This window comes from Pantoea sp. GW821-FHT03E06, from assembly GCF_059420725.1.
The window spans coordinates 862,814-880,024 of the sequence record NZ_JBWKUG010000001.1 but is presented as its reverse complement, the minus strand read 5'-3'; the positions used below and the strand labels follow the sequence as shown (position 1 = coordinate 880,024).

Below are 17,211 nucleotides of genomic sequence, written 5' to 3'. Positions count from 1 at the left end.
CTGATTGGCAATCAGACTGCTTTTTTCAAGTTCCACTTCAAGAGCCAGGTCAAGGGCGGTTTCGATCGGCTTTCAGCCGACCGACCCAGGGGAGGCAGTCGCCCCTCCCCTGGGAACCCGGGCTTTTCGGCAGCACTATCGCCCGCTACGCGGGTTCCCTCGTCAAATCCCACTTCCTGACGGACCGGCCCTGATTCGCCATCCTGGCTCAGCAGGCCCTTTCGCCGCCGTCCTGGCGGCTCATCCTGGAAGCAGGCTTCTCCTCGGCGAAAGTGATGCCGACTCAACACCCCCGCGGCAAGATTTTTAATAAAATCAAATATTCTTATCGCGATGCGATCTCTTTTTTGGTGCAGAGGTTTTGCAGCGGGAGAGTGTCGTCAGAATTGCCGAACGGAGGGGGGATTCCAGGATGAGCCGCCAGGACGGCGGCGAGAGGCTGCGCTGAGCAGGAGCGAATCGCAGCCGGTCCGTCAGGAATTCACCTGAAGTGAGGGGACCGCGCAGCGGCAATTCTGCCGACAAAGAGACCGGGTCCCCAGGGGAGGGGCGACTGCCTCCCCTGGGTCGGTTGTCCGCAGGACAATCGAAACCGCCGTTGACCTTGAAGTTGACCTTGAAGTTGACCTTGAAGTTGACCTTGACCTTGAAAAGCCCTTAAAGGCTTTTAAAAAGCGGTCTGGCAGCCCGCCAGCGCCCATCAAGCATCCGGCGCGGGATGCGTCTTAATCCAATGGTCGGCAATTTGCTGCCTCGTACACACCCATACATCCTCATGCTGCTGAATATGATCGAGGAAGCGCTGCAGTCCGCGGAATTTCCCCGGACGCCCCAGCAGGCGACAGTGCATGCCAATCGACATCATCTTCGGCGCGGTTTCGCCCTCTTCATACAGCACATCAAAGGTGTCACGCAGGTAGGTGAAGAACTGCTCTGCGGTGTTGAAGCCCTGCGGCGAGGCGAAGCGCATGTCGTTGCACTCCAGCGTGTAGGGAATGATCAGATGCGGTTTTACCGTGCCGTCCTGACAGGTGACCTGCGTCCAGAATGGCAGGTCGTCGCCGTAATAATCGCTGTCGTAGCTGAATCCGCCCTGCTCCACCACTAAGCGACGCGTGTTGGGGCTGTCGCGGCCGGTGTACCAGCCGGTCGGCGCTTTGCCAAACAGATCGGTTAACACATCAACCGCCTGCTGCATATGCTGGCGCTCGGTTTTCGCGTCCATCGCCTGATAGTGGATCCAGCGCCAGCCATGGCTGACTACATCGTAATCTGCCGCTTTAATCGCGTTGACGATTTCCGGATGACGCGCCAGCGCCATCGCCACGCCAAACACCGTTAATGGCAAACCGCGCTTTTGAAATTCATTATGGATGCGCCAGAAACCGGCGCGTGAGCCATATTCATACAGCGAATCCATCGACATATGACGATCGGCGTAGCTGGCCGCACCGATAATATCGGAAAGAAACTGCTCGGAACCGGCATCGCCGTGCAGCACGTTATTCTCGGCACCCTCTTCGTAGTTGAGGACAAACTGCACCGCCACCCGCGCCTTGCCTGGCCACTGCGCATGCGGTGGGTTGCCGGCATAGCCGATCAGATCGCGTGGATAGTTCTTGTTGAAGCTGTACTCTTTCTTTTCAGATACATCATTCATTCTGCAAGTTCCTGTCGTCAGTCCTCAACCAGCACTTAGTTTAGGTGCTGAAATGCCCCGCTGAGCGGTTTTTCGAGCGGATAATCGAGATCGCCATGCTTACTGGTGCCGAAGCCTAGCGCCACCAGCGACTCCACCATTTTCACCGCGGCGCTTACGCCGTCGATCACCGGCAATCCAAGCTCTTTGGTTAACTCTTGCGCCAGCGATGCCATGCCGCCGCAACCTAAGACAATCGCACCGCTGCCATCTTCACGTTTCGCCTGAATGCAGCGCTGACGCACCTTCTCCTGCGCCACACCGCTACCGTCCTCCAGCGCCAGCACCGGCAGATCGATGGCGTGCAGCGCAGCGCAATGGTGGGTAAAACCGTATTGCTGCAGCAAATGGCGGGCAATTACCAGCGTGCGCGGCAAGGTGGTGACGATTGAGAAGCGCGTTGCCACCAGCGTGGCAGTGTGCATCGCCGCTTCTGCGATGCCGATCACCGGTCCGCTCGCCAGTTCGCGCGCCGCCAGTAATCCCGGATCGCCAAAGCAGGCAATAATATGGCCGCTAACCCCCTGCTCTTTACCGCGCTTCACCTGCTCCAGCACGCCAATTGCCGCAATGGCTTCATCAAAATGCCCTTCAATCGACGGCACGCCGTGGTCTGGACATACCGCCAGAATCTCGGTGCCCGGGGCCGCGACCGCGCGGGCGGCGGCGCCAATGGTTTCCGTCATCGCCAGGCTGGTATTGGGATTGATCACCTGGATCAGGCTCATGATGCCGCTCCTTTGTTACCGGCAAATAACCGGAAGAAATCGGGTAACGTTTCGCCGCTGCGCTCAAAGTGCAGACTGCTAACAATGTGCTCAAAGTGGTGCTGCAGAGCGGCGGTTAACGCCGGCAGATCTTTTTTTCGTAGCAGATCCACGAGCCGATCGTGATGATCGCAACGGCAGCCGCGCTGCCACGGCGCGCCGTAAGCGGCGATCACCAGCGACGAGCGCTGCGTTAAACGCGTCACCATATCGGTAAGCACTGCATTACCGGAAATCGCCTGCAGCTGAATATGGAAGGCGGCGGATAAGCGGATCGCGGCGGCACCATCGTGCTGCTGGTGCGCCTGCTGTTCGGACTCAATCAGATCGGCCAGCGCAGCCAAATGCGGTTGCTGCACATGGCTCAGCACCGCCGGCAGATTTGCACACTCCAATAAACTGCGGGTGGTGAAGATATCGCGTGCTTCATCCACGCCCGGCGTCGCCACTTGTGCACCACGTCTGGGCGACAAGGTGATCATTTGCACCGCGGCGAGGCGTTGCAGCACTTTACGAATGCCGGTGCGGCTGACGCCAAATACTTCGGATAAGGCTTCTTCCGGCAATTTACTGCCCGGCGGCAGTTGATGTTCAACGATGGCGGTGAGAAGCGCCTGGTAGATGGGTTCATCGCGATCGGTCAGATCGGCAGCCGTTTTCTGGCCTGTTTCACTCTTCATTACCTGCTCCGGTAAGTGCCTGTGTGCTGCACATCGTATACGTGAAATTAATTTTTTGTATACAAGAAATCAATTCTGGCCTGGATCCTGCAATACCGTTTCACGCTGTGATTATTTTTCCATGATGTTGAGAGGAGCAGGTTTCATGCCAAAACATTCTGAAGTGACCTCGCGGGTGGCCTCTGAAGCCAACGCGCAATACAGTCCGCGCCTGTGCAATGACGATCTGGCGCCAACGCGCGATCAGAACTGGTCGTGGTACAACATCTTTTCTTTCTGGATGTCGGATGTGCATAGCATGGGCGGCTATGTCGTTGCCGCCAGCTTCTTTACCTTAGGCCTGGCGAGCTGGCAGGTTCTGCTGTGTTTGTTAGTGGGCATCTGCATCGTGCAGCTGTGTGCCAATCTGGTGGCCAAACCAAGCCAGATGGCGGGCGTGCCGTACGCGGTGATTTCGCGTCAGGCGTTTGGCGTATTCGGTGCCAACATCCCGGCCATCATTCGCGGGCTGATCGCCTTCGCGTGGTATGGCATCCAGACTTATCTGGCGGCCAACGCCCTGATGCTGGTGCTGCTGAAGTTCTTCCCGACGCTTAGCAGCATGACGCAAAGTAGCTGGCTCGGCTTATCGCAGCTTGGCTGGTGCTGTTTCGGCGTGATGTGGTTACTGCAGGCAATGGTGTTCTGGCATGGGATGAGCGCGATTAAACGCTTTATCGATGTCGCGGGTCCAGCGGTATACGTAGTGATGGTGGCACTGGCCGGCTGGATTGTATACAAAACCGGTTTTGACGGCATCTCCTTTACGCTGGCCAGCAAACAGTTGAGCACCGGCGAGCAAACCTGGCAGATGATCACCGCTACCGCGCTGGTGGTCTCTTACTTCTCCGGTCCGCTGCTCAACTTTGGTGACTTCTCGCGCTACGGCAAAAGTATGGGTGAAATTCGTCGCGGTAACCGCTGGGGCTTGCCGTTCAACTTCCTGCTGTTCTCGATTGTCACCGTGGTCATTGTCTCCGGCACGCAATCGCTGTTCGGCAGAATGATCACCGATCCGATTGAGACCGTGAGCATGGTAGGTAACGACGTGGCGGTAGCGATTGGTCTGCTGACCATGATTATCGCCACCATCGGCATTAATATCGTGGCCAACTTTGTTTCGCCCGCGTTCGATTTCTCTAACTGTTCGCCGCAGAAAATTAGCTTCCGTACCGGTGGCATGATTGCCGCCGTCGGCTCGGTGTTGCTGACGCCGTGGAACCTGTTTCAGTCACCGGAATTGATTCACTATACGTTGGATGTACTGGGCGCGTTCATTGGACCGCTGTTCGGAATTTTGATTGCTGATTTCTACCTGATTAAACGCAGCAAAGTGTACGTTGACGATCTGTTTGATGACACGCCGAAAGGGCGTTACTGGTATCGCGGCGGCTTCAACCCGAAAGCAATTGCTGCGCTGCTGCCGTCGGTGGGCATCGGTTTAGTGATTAGCTTTATTCCCTCACTGCATGCAGTGGCGAACTTTAGCTGGTTTATCGGCGTGGCGTTGGGCGCCGGCTGCTACCGCTGGCTGGCGCGCGCCGACCGTGAAGAATCTGTGGCGACGTATCACGTGGCGGTGCAGAAAGATTAATTGTGTGCTGGTCGCCATGAATGGCGACCCTACGCTGGATGTGTAGGGCTGGCATTTATGTCAGCCAGAAAAAGCAAAAAGCCGATGCATTTCTGCATCGGCTTCTTTAAATAGATTGGCGGAACGGACGGGGCTCGAACCCGCGACCCCCTGCGTGACAGGCAGGTATTCTAACCAACTGAACTACCGCTCCGCGCTTTGTTCCCCGTCGAGAACGAGGCGCATATTAATAGCAGCTTCCACACCCGTCAACGCTTTTTCTGTGGGAATGTTTCGTTTGCCGCTTTTTTCAGCTTAACGTCGATTATGCGTGCAAAACCAACCGTTTTACGCGCGCCACAGGCAGCTGCCGCCCTTCTTCTGCACTAAATCCAGACGACCTTCATGCGCAACGATCTCTTCATCACTGGCGCTCACCACGCGCAAGCCCGAACTCGGGCGCACAATGCGCTGAATACTTTCACCGGAGCCCTGATTGTTCTGCTCACCGTCCAGTGAAAACGAGAGTGAGGTTTGGCCACCGGTCATCATCAGGAACACTTCTGCCAAAATCTCGGCATCGAGCAGTGCGCCGTGCAGCGTACGTTTACTGTTGTCTATTTCATAACGGTTGCACAACGCATCAAGGCTGTTGCGCTTGCCGGGATACATCTTACGCGCCATTGCCAGGCTATCGGTGATCTGGCAGAAGGTCTCGGTTTTGCCGATATCCCGCTTCAGCATGCCGAATTCGTAATCCATAAAACCGATATCGAACGAGGCGTTATGGATCACCAGCTCCGCGCCGCGAATGTACTCAAGGAATTCGTCGGCAATATCTGCAAACAGCGGCTTATCCGCGAGAAACTCATCGGCGATGCCGTGCACGCCGAAAGCTTCGGGATCTACCAGCCGATCGGGCTTCAGATACATGTGGAAGTTGTTGCCGGTCAGGCGACGGTTGATCACCTCAACCGCACCAATTTCAATGATGCGATGCCCTTCATAATGCACACCGATCATGTTCATGCCGGTGGTTTCAGTATCGAGGACAATCTGGCGGTTATTTGCAGTGCTCATAGGACTCGTTTTATGTCAGACTTGGCGTTTTGTCAGAAGGAAGTCTACCAGAGATGCGCAAACAGGTAGAAATATTCACCGATGGATCTTGCCTGGGCAATCCCGGTCCCGGCGGTTATGGTGCCATTCTCCGCTATCGCGAACACGAAAAATTATTCAGCACTGGCTATCGTCTCACGACCAATAATCGCATGGAATTGATGGCGGCGATTGTGGCGCTTGAAGCGTTGACGCAGCCGTGTGACGTGGTAATCAGCACCGACAGCCAATATGTACGCCAGGGGATCACCAGCTGGATCCATAACTGGAAGAAGCGCGGCTGGAAAACGGCCGATAAGAAGCCGGTGAAGAATGTCGATTTGTGGAAACGCCTCGATCTGGCGCTCAGCAATCATGAAATTAAGTGGGAATGGGTAAAAGGCCATGCCGGTCATCCAGAAAACGAACGCTGCGACGAATTAGCACGCAGCGCGGCGGGCAACCCAACCCAGGATGATATTGGGTATCAGGTTGAGTCCTGATCCTTCACTTCACGAAACTGGCGCGTCACGTTGACGGTTTGGCGCAGTTGGCTTTGACTCAGACTCTTCTTCATTTTGGTGGGCGTTAGCGGGAACGTGCGCTTACGTGCCACCACAATATTCAGACAGCCCAGCGCAGGTAAATGCGCACTAATCACTCGGCCGCCTTGCCGATGCCACGGCACCACCTGAAAACGCGTGCGATATACTACTTCATAATTGAGCAGGCTTAGCCAATCGAGCAGACGAACCTGACTGAACATGCGTCCACTCCACGGCGCGCGCGAGTGCAAGCCCGGAATGCCTTTACTGATACCGAGTAAACTGAAGGGATTGAAGCCGCTGATGATCATCCAGCCATCATCGATTAATACCCGATCCACCTCGCGCAACACACGATGTGGATCCTGACTCCAGGCCAGCGTGTGCGCGAGTAAGCAGGCATCAATCGATTTAGATTCAAAGGGTAATTGTGTGTTATTGGCGATAACCTGCAACTCATCGCCCTCAATGCCCACATTCACCTGGTGCGATATGGCACACTGACTCGTATTGATTTCTGCGCTAAGACTGCCAATTTTAAGCATATGAAAGCCATACAGCTTTCCGAGGTAGGGCTGCAGTTGCTGCGTGAGCGCATCGCGAAAATAATCTCCCATAGGCATATCGCGCCAGGAGCGCGGTGCAGTCAGGATTTGGCGTGTTTTAGCCGGCTTCATGCTCTACCATTTTCCTTTTTCTACGACCTGAGAGGTGTTTATGAATCTTACCAGCATTCCCGCATTGCAGGATAACTACATCTGGACACTGACGGACGAGGATAACAAGTGCCTGATTGTCGATCCCGGCGAAGCACAGCCGGTAATGGATAAAATTAAGGCCAATCGGTGGCAACCGGTCGCGATTTTATTGACCCATCATCATCACGATCATGTTGGCGGCGTGGAGGAGCTGTTGCAGCACTATCCCGATCTGGAGGTTTTCGGCCCACAGGAAACGGCAGATAAAGGTGCAAAACGTATTGTGGCTGAAGGAGATGAATTTACGCTGCTTGGACTAAACTTCTGTGTCATCGCCACCCCCGGCCACACTTTAGGACATATCTCATATTTCAGTTCTCCTTATCTTTTCTGTGGCGACACGATGTTTTCTGGTGGCTGCGGGCGTCTTTTTGAAGGCACTGCAGAACAAATGTTTGATTCATTTCAAAAGCTTAATCAGCTCCCTGAAGATACTCTTATTTGCTGTGCGCATGAATACACTTTATCCAATATGAAGTTTGCGGCAGCAATTTTGCCTCATGACCCGAAAATTTTGGCAAGGTATCAGCAAATTAAGGACTTACGCGCAGAAAATCGCATTACTTTACCGACAAAACTGGCCCTTGAGCGAGAAATAAATTTATTTTTACGCACGCAAGATCCTGATTTACAACAGGCTTTAGGCGGTAATGTCTCATCGTCGGCGTTATGGCAAACTTTCGCCGATCTACGCGAGAAGAAAGACCGCTTTTAATTTTTGAGGTTGTGTTGTGGCGGACCGTCACGTATAGTTGCTCGTCTTTTAAGCGAACTATTGACACACACATGAAGGCTAAAGCGATATTACTCGCCTCGGTCTTGCTGGTAGGATGTCAGGCATCAAGGAATGACGCCAATATCCCCGTACAGCATGCACAGAGTCTGTCTTCAGCTGGTCAAGGTGAAAATGGAAAGTACGGAGATCGATTGTTGTCGCCGCGATGGCAGGATGATGGAACAAGCCTCGCAGAAGATACTGATCTCTGGAATCACATTAGTGACGAGTTGAAGATGGGGATTCCGGAAAACAGCCGGATCCGCGAACAAAAAACAAAATTTTTAAAAAATAAGAGCTATCTCCACGATGTAACATTACGGGCAGAGCCGTACATGTACTGGATAGTCGAGCAGATACAGAAACGTAAAATGCCGATGGAACTGGTACTGCTACCCATAGTGGAGAGCGCTTTTGACCCACACGCAACATCGTCTTCCAATGCCGCCGGCATCTGGCAGATTGTTGCACAAACGGGCAAAAACTATGGTTTGAAACAGAACCAATGGTATGACGGACGCCGCGATGTGGTGGCCTCGACCAAAGTAGCGCTGGATATGATGCAGCGTCTTAACGGTATGTTTGACGGTGACTGGTTACTGACCATCGCCGCCTACAACAGCGGTGAAGGACGAGTGCTGAAAGCGATGAAACAGAATAAGGCGCGCGGCAAGCCGACTGACTTCTGGAATTTATCGTTACCACGCGAAACGACGGTCTATGTACCTAAAATGTTGGCCTTGAGTGAAATTCTCAAGAACAACAAGCGTTACGGTATCAAACTGCCGACCCCGAACGAGAGCCGTGCGTTAGCTCGCGTAGAGGTGGGACAGCAAATGGAACTGACGCAAGCCGCAGATATGGCCGGTATGTCTCTCAGTAAACTGAAGACATTCAATGCCGGTTATAAAAACGGTGCGACGGCGCCTAATGGACCGCACTACATTATGGTGCCAAAGTCCAATGTTGCTAAGCTGCGAGATTCACTGGCTTCCGGTGATATTGCTTCCGTGCAGCCTACCGAGATGGCGAAAGCCAGCGCGGCAGGAAATAGCTACACGGTGCGCAAAGGCGACACCTTGTCTGGTATTGCCAGCAAGCTTGGCGTAAGCGTCAGCACACTGAAACAGCAGAACAATCTGCGCAGCGCTTCAGTTCGCACGGGTCAAACATTGACCGTAAGCGGCAAAGCGTCCACGCAATTGGCTGATAACGGCAACAGCATCACCTATCGTGTACGTAAGGGTGATTCTTTTGCCAGTATTGCAAAACGTCATGGTGTGAATACCAAAGATGTGATGCGCTGGAACAGTGACGCTAAAGACATCCAGCCGGGCGATAAGCTCACGCTGTTTGTGAAGAATAGCGCAACACCTGATACCTAATGCGTCGAAAAGGCTGACTTTTGTCAGCCTTTTTCATTTTCAGCTTTTGCCAAATTGTGTACTTCCCCGACTCTCCAGCCTTTAGCTAACTCATCAGCTGTACTCGGTTCTGACCATTTTCGGCTGTAGCAGAGTGGGAGCCTGAGCGCCTTTAGTTAACGCTCAATGCCATAGAGAGAATTGAATTCAACCAGCAACGGGTTGTGATCGGAAGCTCGTGTTACCAGTACAGAAGCGTCACTCACCTTCATATCACGATAGAAAACGAAATCAAGCGGTCGGCCAAAGGCTTTCCGGCGGTGGTCGTCAGTGAAATTAACTTCACGCAGCGACATCTCCCGCGCAAAGCGATATAACGCATTCATACGCTGGCGGCTCCAGGCATTGAAATCGCCTGCCATAATCACCGGTCCGCGATGATGCTGAATCTGTTCGCCAATCGGCCCCAGCTGTTTGCTGTAGACATCGACACCCAGGCTAAAATTGACCGCGTGGATATTTACTACCATCAGCATTTCACCGGTGGGTAATGGGTACGCCGTAACGAGCGCCGATTTGGCAAGGCGCAGCAGCGGTTCGCGCTCACGTAGAGGACAGCAATACACAGGATGCGCAGAAGCCAACGTCATGACGCCAGAAGGATGTTGCGGTAAGACAAAGGCAGGCACCTGATCGGCCGCGAGATAGTTGCTGGTGGCGAATTTGACCAGCTCAGGGGTTGCCTGTGCTTCCTGCAGCAATACCAGATGGGCATGCTTGCCGAAGCCTTGCAGGACTGACATCCAATCGGCACGCTGCTGTTTAAAGATATTCCAGACTAAAACCCGCAAAGTGGGATCCGCTGGCAGGGGCGCGCCAGGCGGCAGTGCCTGTCCAAGATGCAGCATTGCCCCTGGCGGAAAGATTCGCTCAGCTGGCTGACCTGCTACATAACGCATTGAATAAGTTTTTTTCCGCACTTTCCCGCCTGGCTGATTTACGACTACTACTTCACCTGACTGTTATAGGGATTTTAGTGCGGGGTTTCAATTGGTGTTGGTAATTGTCGGAATTCACCTCACAGCATACCCATGCAATAGCCTGCCGGTTGGCAGGCTATTGTGTAGATTATTCCATTGCTATCGCCCTCTTCGGTTTATCGAGCTGGCCACTCAGTCGCACCAGCAACAATGCGCCCAGCACAATCACTGCGCCTACCCATGGTGTTTGCGCCAGACCATAGTGCTCAACGATATAGCCCCCTACAGTGGATCCCAGAGCAATACCAATATTGAAGGCCGCGATATTTAAACCTGAAGCGACATCAACCGCACCTGGCGCATAGTGTTCTGCTTTCTGCACCACATACACCTGCAGACCAGGCACATTGGCAAAGGCAAAGATTCCCATGAGCAATACGGTTACCAGTGACATGATGTGCATACTCGCGGTGAACTGGAACACCATCAGTAAAATGGCCAGTGCCATAAAGATCAGTGTCAGTGCGGGAATTGCACCGCGACGATCGGCCAGTTTACCGCCCCATATATTGCCTATGGCAACAGAAATGCCGTATCCCAACAGAATCATGCTCACCGCAGTAGGTGAATAACCTGCCAGCGACTGCATCATTGGCGCAAGGAAAGTAAAAGCGGTGAATACGCCACCATAACCGAGAGCTGTAATTGCATAGATCAGCAACAAACGAGGATTAACCATTACCCTCGCCTGCTGTGCTAGCGTAGTAGAAGGTGGTTGAGCAATATTGCGCGGAATGAGCACCTGGCTTGCTACCAGAGCAATAACGCCCAGTAACGATACGGCGAGGAAGCTTTCACGCCAGCCGAAATGTTGCCCAATCAATGTTCCCAATGGAACACCGGTCACCAGCGCTACCGTTAAACCACCAAACATAATCGCGATGGCGCTCGCAGCCTTCTCTTTACTCACCAGACTCGTTGCAATCGTCGAACCGACTGAGAAGAAAACGCCATGCGCAAGTCCTGTGAGCAAGCGCGCAATCACCAGCGTTTCATAATTGGGTGCCAGCCAGGCAACCAGATTACCGACGGTGAAGAGCACCATCAGCCCCATCAATAATTGCTTACGCGCTAATTTACCGGTTAAAGCAGTGAGCACTGGGGCACCAACGGCCACACCCAATGCATAAATGGATACCAGCATTCCCGCCGAAGGTAGCGTAATACTGAGCTGTTCAGCGATGGTCGGAATGAGTCCGACAATAACGAACTCGGTGGTTCCGATCGCATAGGCACTGATAGTAAGCGCCCAAAGTGCAAGTGGCATGATTGACTCCCATTGAGGTTTTGATGGGCGTTAGTATCACTTCATGCTTTAATGACAAAAAGATGCAAAATGAGAATAGACTTTTGCCCATGAGGGAATAATGAAAGCATCATCAGAAGAGCTGAAGGTATTCATTGCCGTGGTTGAGAGCGGTAGTTTCAGTCGTGCTGCGGAACAGTTGCACATGGCCAACTCTGCTGTGAGCCGTACTGTAAAAAAGCTGGAAAACAAACTGGGTGTTGCCCTATTGACTCGTACGACTCGTCAGCTAGCGTTAACCCACGAAGGCGAGCACTACTTTCGTCGCGTGCAAAAGTTAATGCAGGAGATGTCTACGGCCGAGAGTGAATTGTTAGAGCGTCAGATGGCTCCGCGGGGCATACTGCGCATTGATGCCGCAACGCCTGTGGTTCTTCATCTTCTGCTGCCTATGATCAAGCCCTTTCGCGAACGTTATCCAGATGTCACGCTTTCGCTGATTTCCTCTGAGAGTTTTATCAATCTTATTGAACGCAAAGTTGACGTTGCGATTCGTGCAGGAAACCTGGTGGATTCCACACTACGTGCTCGTTGGCTTTTTACGAGCTATCGTAAATTAGTGGCTACGCCGGCTTATCTGGCAACGTATGGCGTTCCAACATCCGTTGCTGATTTGGCACATCATGAATGTCTTGGCTTCGTTGAAACACCACGCTTAAATCGCTGGCCCGTGGCCGACGAAAGCGGCGTGCTTTACGATATCGTTGCTGGGATATCATCTAACAGTGGTGAGACGCTCAAGCAATTGTGTTTAGACGCTCAAGGCATTGCCTGTTTATCGGATTTTATGGTGGACAGTGAAATAGCAGATGGCACTTTTATCGAATTATTAGTTGAGCAGCGAGTGGCAGTAGAGATGCCTTTTAATGCGGTATATTACAGTGATTTAGGGGTAAGCCAGCGCGTGCGCGCTTTTATCGATTTTCTCAGTGAATGGGTAAAAGATCAGCCCTGGCGAGTGCAGGGCTGAATACCGAGGAGATTAATCCCAGTCTGGTGCCAGACCTTCCGGGCTAACTAATCGCTGCTGGCGATCCAGCGCTGCAATACTTGCCATGTCTTCTTGATCCAGCGTTAGATCCCTCGCAGCCATATTGCTGGCCAGATTTTCACGCTTAGTGGATGACGGGATCACCGCATAACCCAACTTCATCGCCCAGGCCAAAACAACTTGAGCCGGAGTGGCTTGATGCTTTTCTGCAATTGCATTAATCACGTCATCCTTCAGCGCCTCACCATAAGCCAGCGTCATATAGGAAGTGATATGCAGACCTTGCTGTTTAGCAAAGTCGACCACCTGACGATTCTGCAGGAAGGGATGCAATTCAATTTGGTTAGTGGCAATGTTTTCTACACCAACGGCTTCAATAGCCTCTTTCATCAAGGCAATGGGGAAATTCGAAATACCAATCTGACGCGTCAGTCCCGCTTCTTTTGCGGTCATCAATGCCAGCATGCTCTCTTTTACCGAAACTGCCGAGCCAGGCGAGGGCCAATGAATCAATGTAAGATCGACATATTCGGTACGCAGCTTTGTTAGGCTCTCTTTTAAACTCGGGATTAACTTATCTGCAGAGAGATTTTCTATCCAAATCTTAGTCGTAATAAACAGTTCATTACGATCTATGCGGCTTTCTTCGATCGCCTGACCCACAGCTGCTTCATTTTCATAGATTTGAGCGGTATCAACCGTGCGGTAACCAAGCTCAAGCGCGGTCTTAACTGAATGGATTACAACATCGTCTTGCAGACGGAAAGTACCTAAACCAAAAGCGGGGATTGTCATGATTTCCTCATCGGATTGTGTTGTGCTTCGATGAGAACATTCTGGCAGGTTTATTGTTGCTGAAAAATCGGCTTATAAGCAGAAGAATATTGATTAACAATCAACAATAACGGCTGAATTATAAACATGAAAAAGCCCTGACTTTGCAGTCAGGGCTTATCAATTAAGTGGCGGAACGGACGGGGCTCGAACCCGCGACCCCCTGCGTGACAGGCAGGTATTCTAACCAACTGAACTACCGCTCCACCGATTCTGTACTGATATCAGAAAATCGTTCTGATTTCAGGTGTTTCACCCTTTCCGCGTCACCGGGAAGGTCACGACCCGATAACGGGTCTTAAATTGATGCCTGGCAGTTCCCTACTCTCGCATGGGGAGACCCCACACTACCATCGGCGCTACGGCGTTTCACTTCTGAGTTCGGCATGGGGTCAGGTGGGACCACCGCGCTAAAGCCGCCAGGCAAATTCTGTTTCGTTCACGAAGCCCTGTCAGGCACCGCAAACCAATCCATAAACAAGCTGAAAATCTCTGGTCTCTCTCACCAAAACGCCTCTGGCGTTGTAAGGTTAAGCCTCACGGGTCATTAGTACCGGTTAGCTCAACGCATCGCTGCGCTTACACACCCGGCCTATCAACGTCGTAGTCTTCAACGTCCCTTCAGGACTCTCAAGGAGTCAGGGAGAACTCATCTCGGGGCAAGTTTCGTGCTTAGATGCTTTCAGCACTTATCTTTTCCGCACTTAGCTACCGGGCAGTGCCATTGGCATGACAACCCGAACACCAGTGGTGCGTTCACTCCGGTCCTCTCGTACTAGGAGCAACCCCCCTCAATTCTCCAGCGCCCACGGCAGATAGGGACCGAACTGTCTCACGACGTTCTAAACCCAGCTCGCGTACCACTTTAAACGGCGAACAGCCGTACCCTTGGGACCTACTTCAGCCCCAGGATGTGATGAGCCGACATCGAGGTGCCAAACACCGCCGTCGATATGAACTCTTGGGCGGTATCAGCCTGTTATCCCCGGAGTACCTTTTATCCGTTGAGCGATGGCCCTTCCATTCAGAACCACCGGATCACTATGACCTGCTTTCGCACCTGCTCGAGCCGTCACTCTCGCAGTCAAGCTGGCTTATGCCATTGCACTAACCTCCTGATGTCCGACCAGGATTAGCCAACCTTCGTGCTCCTCCGTTACTCTTTGGGAGGAGACCGCCCCAGTCAAACTACCCACCAGACACTGTCCGCAGCCCGGATTACGGGCCTACGTTAGAACATCAAACATTAAAGGGTGGTATTTCAAGGTTGGCTCCACGCAGACTGGCGTCCACGCTTCAAAGCCTCCCACCTATCCTACACATCAAGGCTCAATGTTCAGTGTCAAGCTATAGTAAAGGTTCACGGGGTCTTTCCGTCTTGCCGCGGGTACACTGCATCTTCACAGCGATTTCAATTTCACTGAGTCTCGGGTGGAGACAGCCTGGCCATCATTACGCCATTCGTGCAGGTCGGAACTTACCCGACAAGGAATTTCGCTACCTTAGGACCGTTATAGTTACGGCCGCCGTTTACCGGGGCTTCGATCAAGAGCTTCTCCTTGCGGATAACCCCATCAATTAACCTTCCGGCACCGGGCAGGCGTCACACCGTATACGTCCACTTTCGTGTTTGCACAGTGCTGTGTTTTTAATAAACAGTTGCAGCCAGCTGGTATCTTCGACTGGCTTCAGCTCCGGGAGCAAGTCCCTTCACCTACGCGCCAGCGTGCCTTCTCCCGAAGTTACGGCACCATTTTGCCTAGTTCCTTCACCCGAGTTCTCTCAAGCGCCTTGGTATTCTCTACCTGACCACCTGTGTCGGTTTGGGGTACGATTTCGTGTTACCTGGAGCTTAGAGGCTTTTCCTGGAAGCAGGGCATCAGTTACTTCACCACCGTGGTGGCTCGTCGTCACGCCTCAGCCTTAAGACACCCCGGATTTACCAAAGGTGTCAGCCTACACGCTTAAACCGGGACAACCGTCGCCCGGATAACCTAGCCTTCTCCGTCCCCCCTTCGCAGTAACACCAAGTGCAGGAATATTAACCTGCTTCCCATCGACTACGCTTTTCAGCCTCGCCTTAGGGGTCGACTCACCCTGCTCCGATTAACGTTGAACAGGAACCCTTGGTCTTCCGGCGAGCGGGCTTTTCACCCGCTTTATCGTTACTTATGTCAGCATTCGCACTTCTGATACCTCCAGCAACCCTCACAGGCCACCTTCAACGGCTTACAGAACGCTCCCCTACCCAACAACGCATACGCGTCGCTGCCGCAGCTTCGGTGCATGGTTTAGCCCCGTTACATCTTCCGCGCAGGCCGACTCGACCAGTGAGCTATTACGCTTTCTTTAAATGATGGCTGCTTCTAAGCCAACATCCTGGCTGTCTGTGCCTTCCCACATCGTTTCCCACTTAACCATGACTTTGGGACCTTAGCTGGCGGTCTGGGTTGTTTCCCTCTTCACGACGGACGTTAGCACCCGCCGTGTGTCTCCCGTGATAACATTCCTCGGTATTCGCAGTTTGCATCGGGTTGGTAAGCCGGGATGGCCCCCTAGCCGAAACAGTGCTCTACCCCCGAGGATGAGTTCACGAGGCGCTACCTAAATAGCTTTCGGGGAGAACCAGCTATCTCCCGGTTTGATTGGCCTTTCACCCCCAGCCACAAGTCATCCGCTAATTTTTCAACATTAGTCGGTTCGGTCCTCCAGTTAGTGTTACCCAACCTTCAACCTGCCCATGGCTAGATCACCGGGTTTCGGGTCTATACCCTGCAACTTAACGCCCAGTTAAGACTCGGTTTCCCTGCGGCTCCCCTATACGGTTAACCTTGCTACAGAATATAAGTCGCTGACCCATTATACAAAAGGTACGCAGTCACCCCATAAAGAGGCTCCCACTGCTTGTACGTACACGGTTTCAGGTTCTGTTTCACTCCCCTCGCCGGGGTTCTTTTCGCCTTTCCCTCACGGTACTGGTTCACTATCGGTCAGTCAGGAGTATTTAGCCTTGGAGGATGGTCCCCCCATATTCAGACAGGATACCACGTGTCCCGCCCTACTCTTCGAACTCACAGAATGTGCACTTTCGTGTACGGGACTATCACCCGGTGTCGTGCGACTTTCCAGACGCTTCCACTAATGCACAAACTGATTCAGGTTCTGGGCTGCTCCCCGTTCGCTCGCCGCTACTGGGGGAATCTCGGTTGATTTCTTTTCCTCCGGGTACTTAGATGTTTCAGTTCCCCGGGTTCGCCTCGCAACACTATGTATTCATGTTGCGATGATGCACTGGGTGCACCGGGTTTCCCCATTCGGACATCGTCGGCTGTAGCGGTTCATATCACCTTACCGACGCTTTACGCAGATTAGCACGTCCTTCATCGCCTCTGACTGCCAGGGCATCCACCGTGTACGCTTAGTCGCTTAACCTCACAACCCACAGGCGTTTTGCAACGCTGCAGACTGTAAGCATTTGAGAGACTCGAACATGTTGTTATTCATTTCTTATTACGGAGAAATGAACCAACACGTCGTTTCAATTTTCAGCTTGTTCCGGATTGTTAAAGAGCAGTATCTCAAACATGACGGTTACGTCAGTTTTGAGATACGTCGTGGAGACACCTTTCACCTGTCACCAAGCAAGTGGCGTCCCCTAGGGGATTCGAACCCCTGTTGCCGCCGTGAAAGGGCGGAGTCCTAACCGCTAGACGAAGGGGACACGGTAGTGTCACGACTTCGC

General features: G+C 52.7%; 12 protein-coding genes, 3 tRNA genes, 2 rRNA genes and 1 pseudogene. 5 read left to right on the top strand and 13 right to left on the bottom strand.

The genetic code is table 11. From position 1 onward, the window contains the following. Positions 1 to 700: 700 nt before the first annotated feature. The 3 genes from puuE to AC07WB_RS03960 are packed head-to-tail and all read right to left on the bottom strand — an operon-like array spanning position 701 to position 3,146. Positions 701 to 1,660 carry an allantoinase PuuE gene (gene puuE / locus AC07WB_RS03970; RefSeq protein WP_345827225.1) on the bottom strand — a complete coding sequence of 320 codons (960 nt, stop codon included), beginning with the start codon at positions 1,658 to 1,660 and terminating at the stop codon, positions 701 to 703. A 35-nt stretch (positions 1,661 to 1,695) separates the two neighbouring features. Continuing rightward, positions 1,696 to 2,427: an allantoin racemase gene (hpxA, locus tag AC07WB_RS03965; RefSeq protein WP_097094842.1), complete on the bottom strand. Its 732-nt coding sequence runs from the start codon at positions 2,425 to 2,427 to the stop codon at positions 1,696 to 1,698. Continuing rightward, the gene (locus tag AC07WB_RS03960) at positions 2,424 to 3,146 is read right to left on the bottom strand and encodes a GntR family transcriptional regulator (protein WP_494940063.1); all 723 of its coding nucleotides are present in this window, start codon (positions 3,144 to 3,146) and stop codon (positions 2,424 to 2,426) included. The genes hpxA and AC07WB_RS03960 overlap by 4 nt, the downstream gene beginning before the upstream one ends. Before the next feature lie 145 nt (positions 3,147 to 3,291). On the opposite strand from AC07WB_RS03960, the gene AC07WB_RS03955 reads away from it, so the two are divergent. Then, positions 3,292 to 4,779, top strand: coding sequence for an NCS1 family nucleobase:cation symporter-1 (locus tag AC07WB_RS03955; protein ID WP_097094844.1), 1,488 nt, complete (start codon positions 3,292 to 3,294; stop codon positions 4,777 to 4,779). A 116-nt stretch (positions 4,780 to 4,895) separates the two neighbouring features. Here the strand turns inward: AC07WB_RS03955 and AC07WB_RS03950 are convergent. Together AC07WB_RS03950 and dnaQ are read right to left on the bottom strand one after the other, a co-directional pair. After that, positions 4,896 to 4,972: transfer RNA gene (locus tag AC07WB_RS03950), tRNA-Asp, on the bottom strand. A 134-nt stretch (positions 4,973 to 5,106) separates the two neighbouring features. After that, entirely contained in the window at positions 5,107 to 5,838 is a 732-nt protein-coding gene (gene dnaQ, locus AC07WB_RS03945) for a DNA polymerase III subunit epsilon (protein ID WP_097094845.1), read from the bottom strand. On the opposite strand from dnaQ, the pseudogene rnhA reads away from it, so the two are divergent. Further along, a pseudogene (gene rnhA / locus AC07WB_RS03940) lies at positions 5,792 to 6,359 on the top strand (ribonuclease HI). The gene dnaQ and the pseudogene rnhA sit on opposite strands and share 47 nt — an antisense overlap. On the opposite strand, the gene AC07WB_RS03935 reads toward rnhA, so the two are convergent. After that, positions 6,344 to 7,078, bottom strand: a complete 735-nt coding sequence (locus AC07WB_RS03935; protein ID WP_097094846.1) for a class I SAM-dependent methyltransferase — start codon at positions 7,076 to 7,078, stop codon at positions 6,344 to 6,346. The pseudogene rnhA and the gene AC07WB_RS03935 overlap by 16 nt on opposite strands. 40 nt (positions 7,079 to 7,118) lie before the next feature. On the opposite strand from AC07WB_RS03935, the gene gloB reads away from it, so the two are divergent. Next, the gene (gene gloB / locus AC07WB_RS03930) at positions 7,119 to 7,874 is read left to right on the top strand and encodes a hydroxyacylglutathione hydrolase (protein ID WP_097094847.1); all 756 of its coding nucleotides are present in this window, start codon (positions 7,119 to 7,121) and stop codon (positions 7,872 to 7,874) included. A 71-nt stretch (positions 7,875 to 7,945) separates the two neighbouring features. After that, positions 7,946 to 9,319 (top strand): murein transglycosylase D, encoded by a 1,374-nt coding sequence (mltD, locus tag AC07WB_RS03925; RefSeq protein WP_097094848.1) that lies wholly within the window; start codon positions 7,946 to 7,948, stop codon positions 9,317 to 9,319. A 155-nt stretch (positions 9,320 to 9,474) separates the two neighbouring features. Here mltD and AC07WB_RS03920 read toward each other — a convergent pair whose 3' ends face one another. Both AC07WB_RS03920 and AC07WB_RS03915 read right to left on the bottom strand, forming a co-directional pair. Beyond that, on the bottom strand, positions 9,475 to 10,278 hold the full coding sequence (locus tag AC07WB_RS03920; RefSeq protein ID WP_097094849.1) for an endonuclease/exonuclease/phosphatase family protein: 804 nt from the start codon (positions 10,276 to 10,278) through the stop codon (positions 9,475 to 9,477). A 148-nt stretch (positions 10,279 to 10,426) separates the two neighbouring features. Then, entirely contained in the window at positions 10,427 to 11,605 is a 1,179-nt protein-coding gene (locus AC07WB_RS03915) for an MFS transporter (protein WP_494940062.1), read from the bottom strand. A gap of 100 nt (positions 11,606 to 11,705) precedes the next feature. Between AC07WB_RS03915 and yafC the strand changes: the two genes are divergently transcribed. Further along, on the top strand, positions 11,706 to 12,614 hold the full coding sequence (gene yafC / locus AC07WB_RS03910) for a DNA-binding transcriptional regulator YafC (protein ID WP_494940061.1): 909 nt from the start codon (positions 11,706 to 11,708) through the stop codon (positions 12,612 to 12,614). A 12-nt stretch (positions 12,615 to 12,626) separates the two neighbouring features. On the opposite strand, the gene dkgB is transcribed toward yafC, so the two are convergent. The 5 genes from dkgB to AC07WB_RS03885 form a co-directional block, all read right to left on the bottom strand. After that, entirely contained in the window at positions 12,627 to 13,430 is an 804-nt protein-coding gene (gene dkgB, locus AC07WB_RS03905; protein WP_494940060.1) for a 2,5-didehydrogluconate reductase DkgB, read from the bottom strand. 168 nt (positions 13,431 to 13,598) lie between these two features. Further along, positions 13,599 to 13,675 (bottom strand) — tRNA-Asp (locus AC07WB_RS03900). Between the two features lie 102 nt (positions 13,676 to 13,777). Further along, a 5S ribosomal RNA gene (gene rrf, locus AC07WB_RS03895) occupies positions 13,778 to 13,893 on the bottom strand. A 102-nt stretch (positions 13,894 to 13,995) separates the two neighbouring features. Continuing rightward, a 23S ribosomal RNA gene (locus AC07WB_RS03890) occupies positions 13,996 to 16,901 on the bottom strand. Between the two features lie 214 nt (positions 16,902 to 17,115). Beyond that, positions 17,116 to 17,190 (bottom strand) — tRNA-Glu (locus tag AC07WB_RS03885). Positions 17,191 to 17,211: the final 21 nt, after the last annotated feature.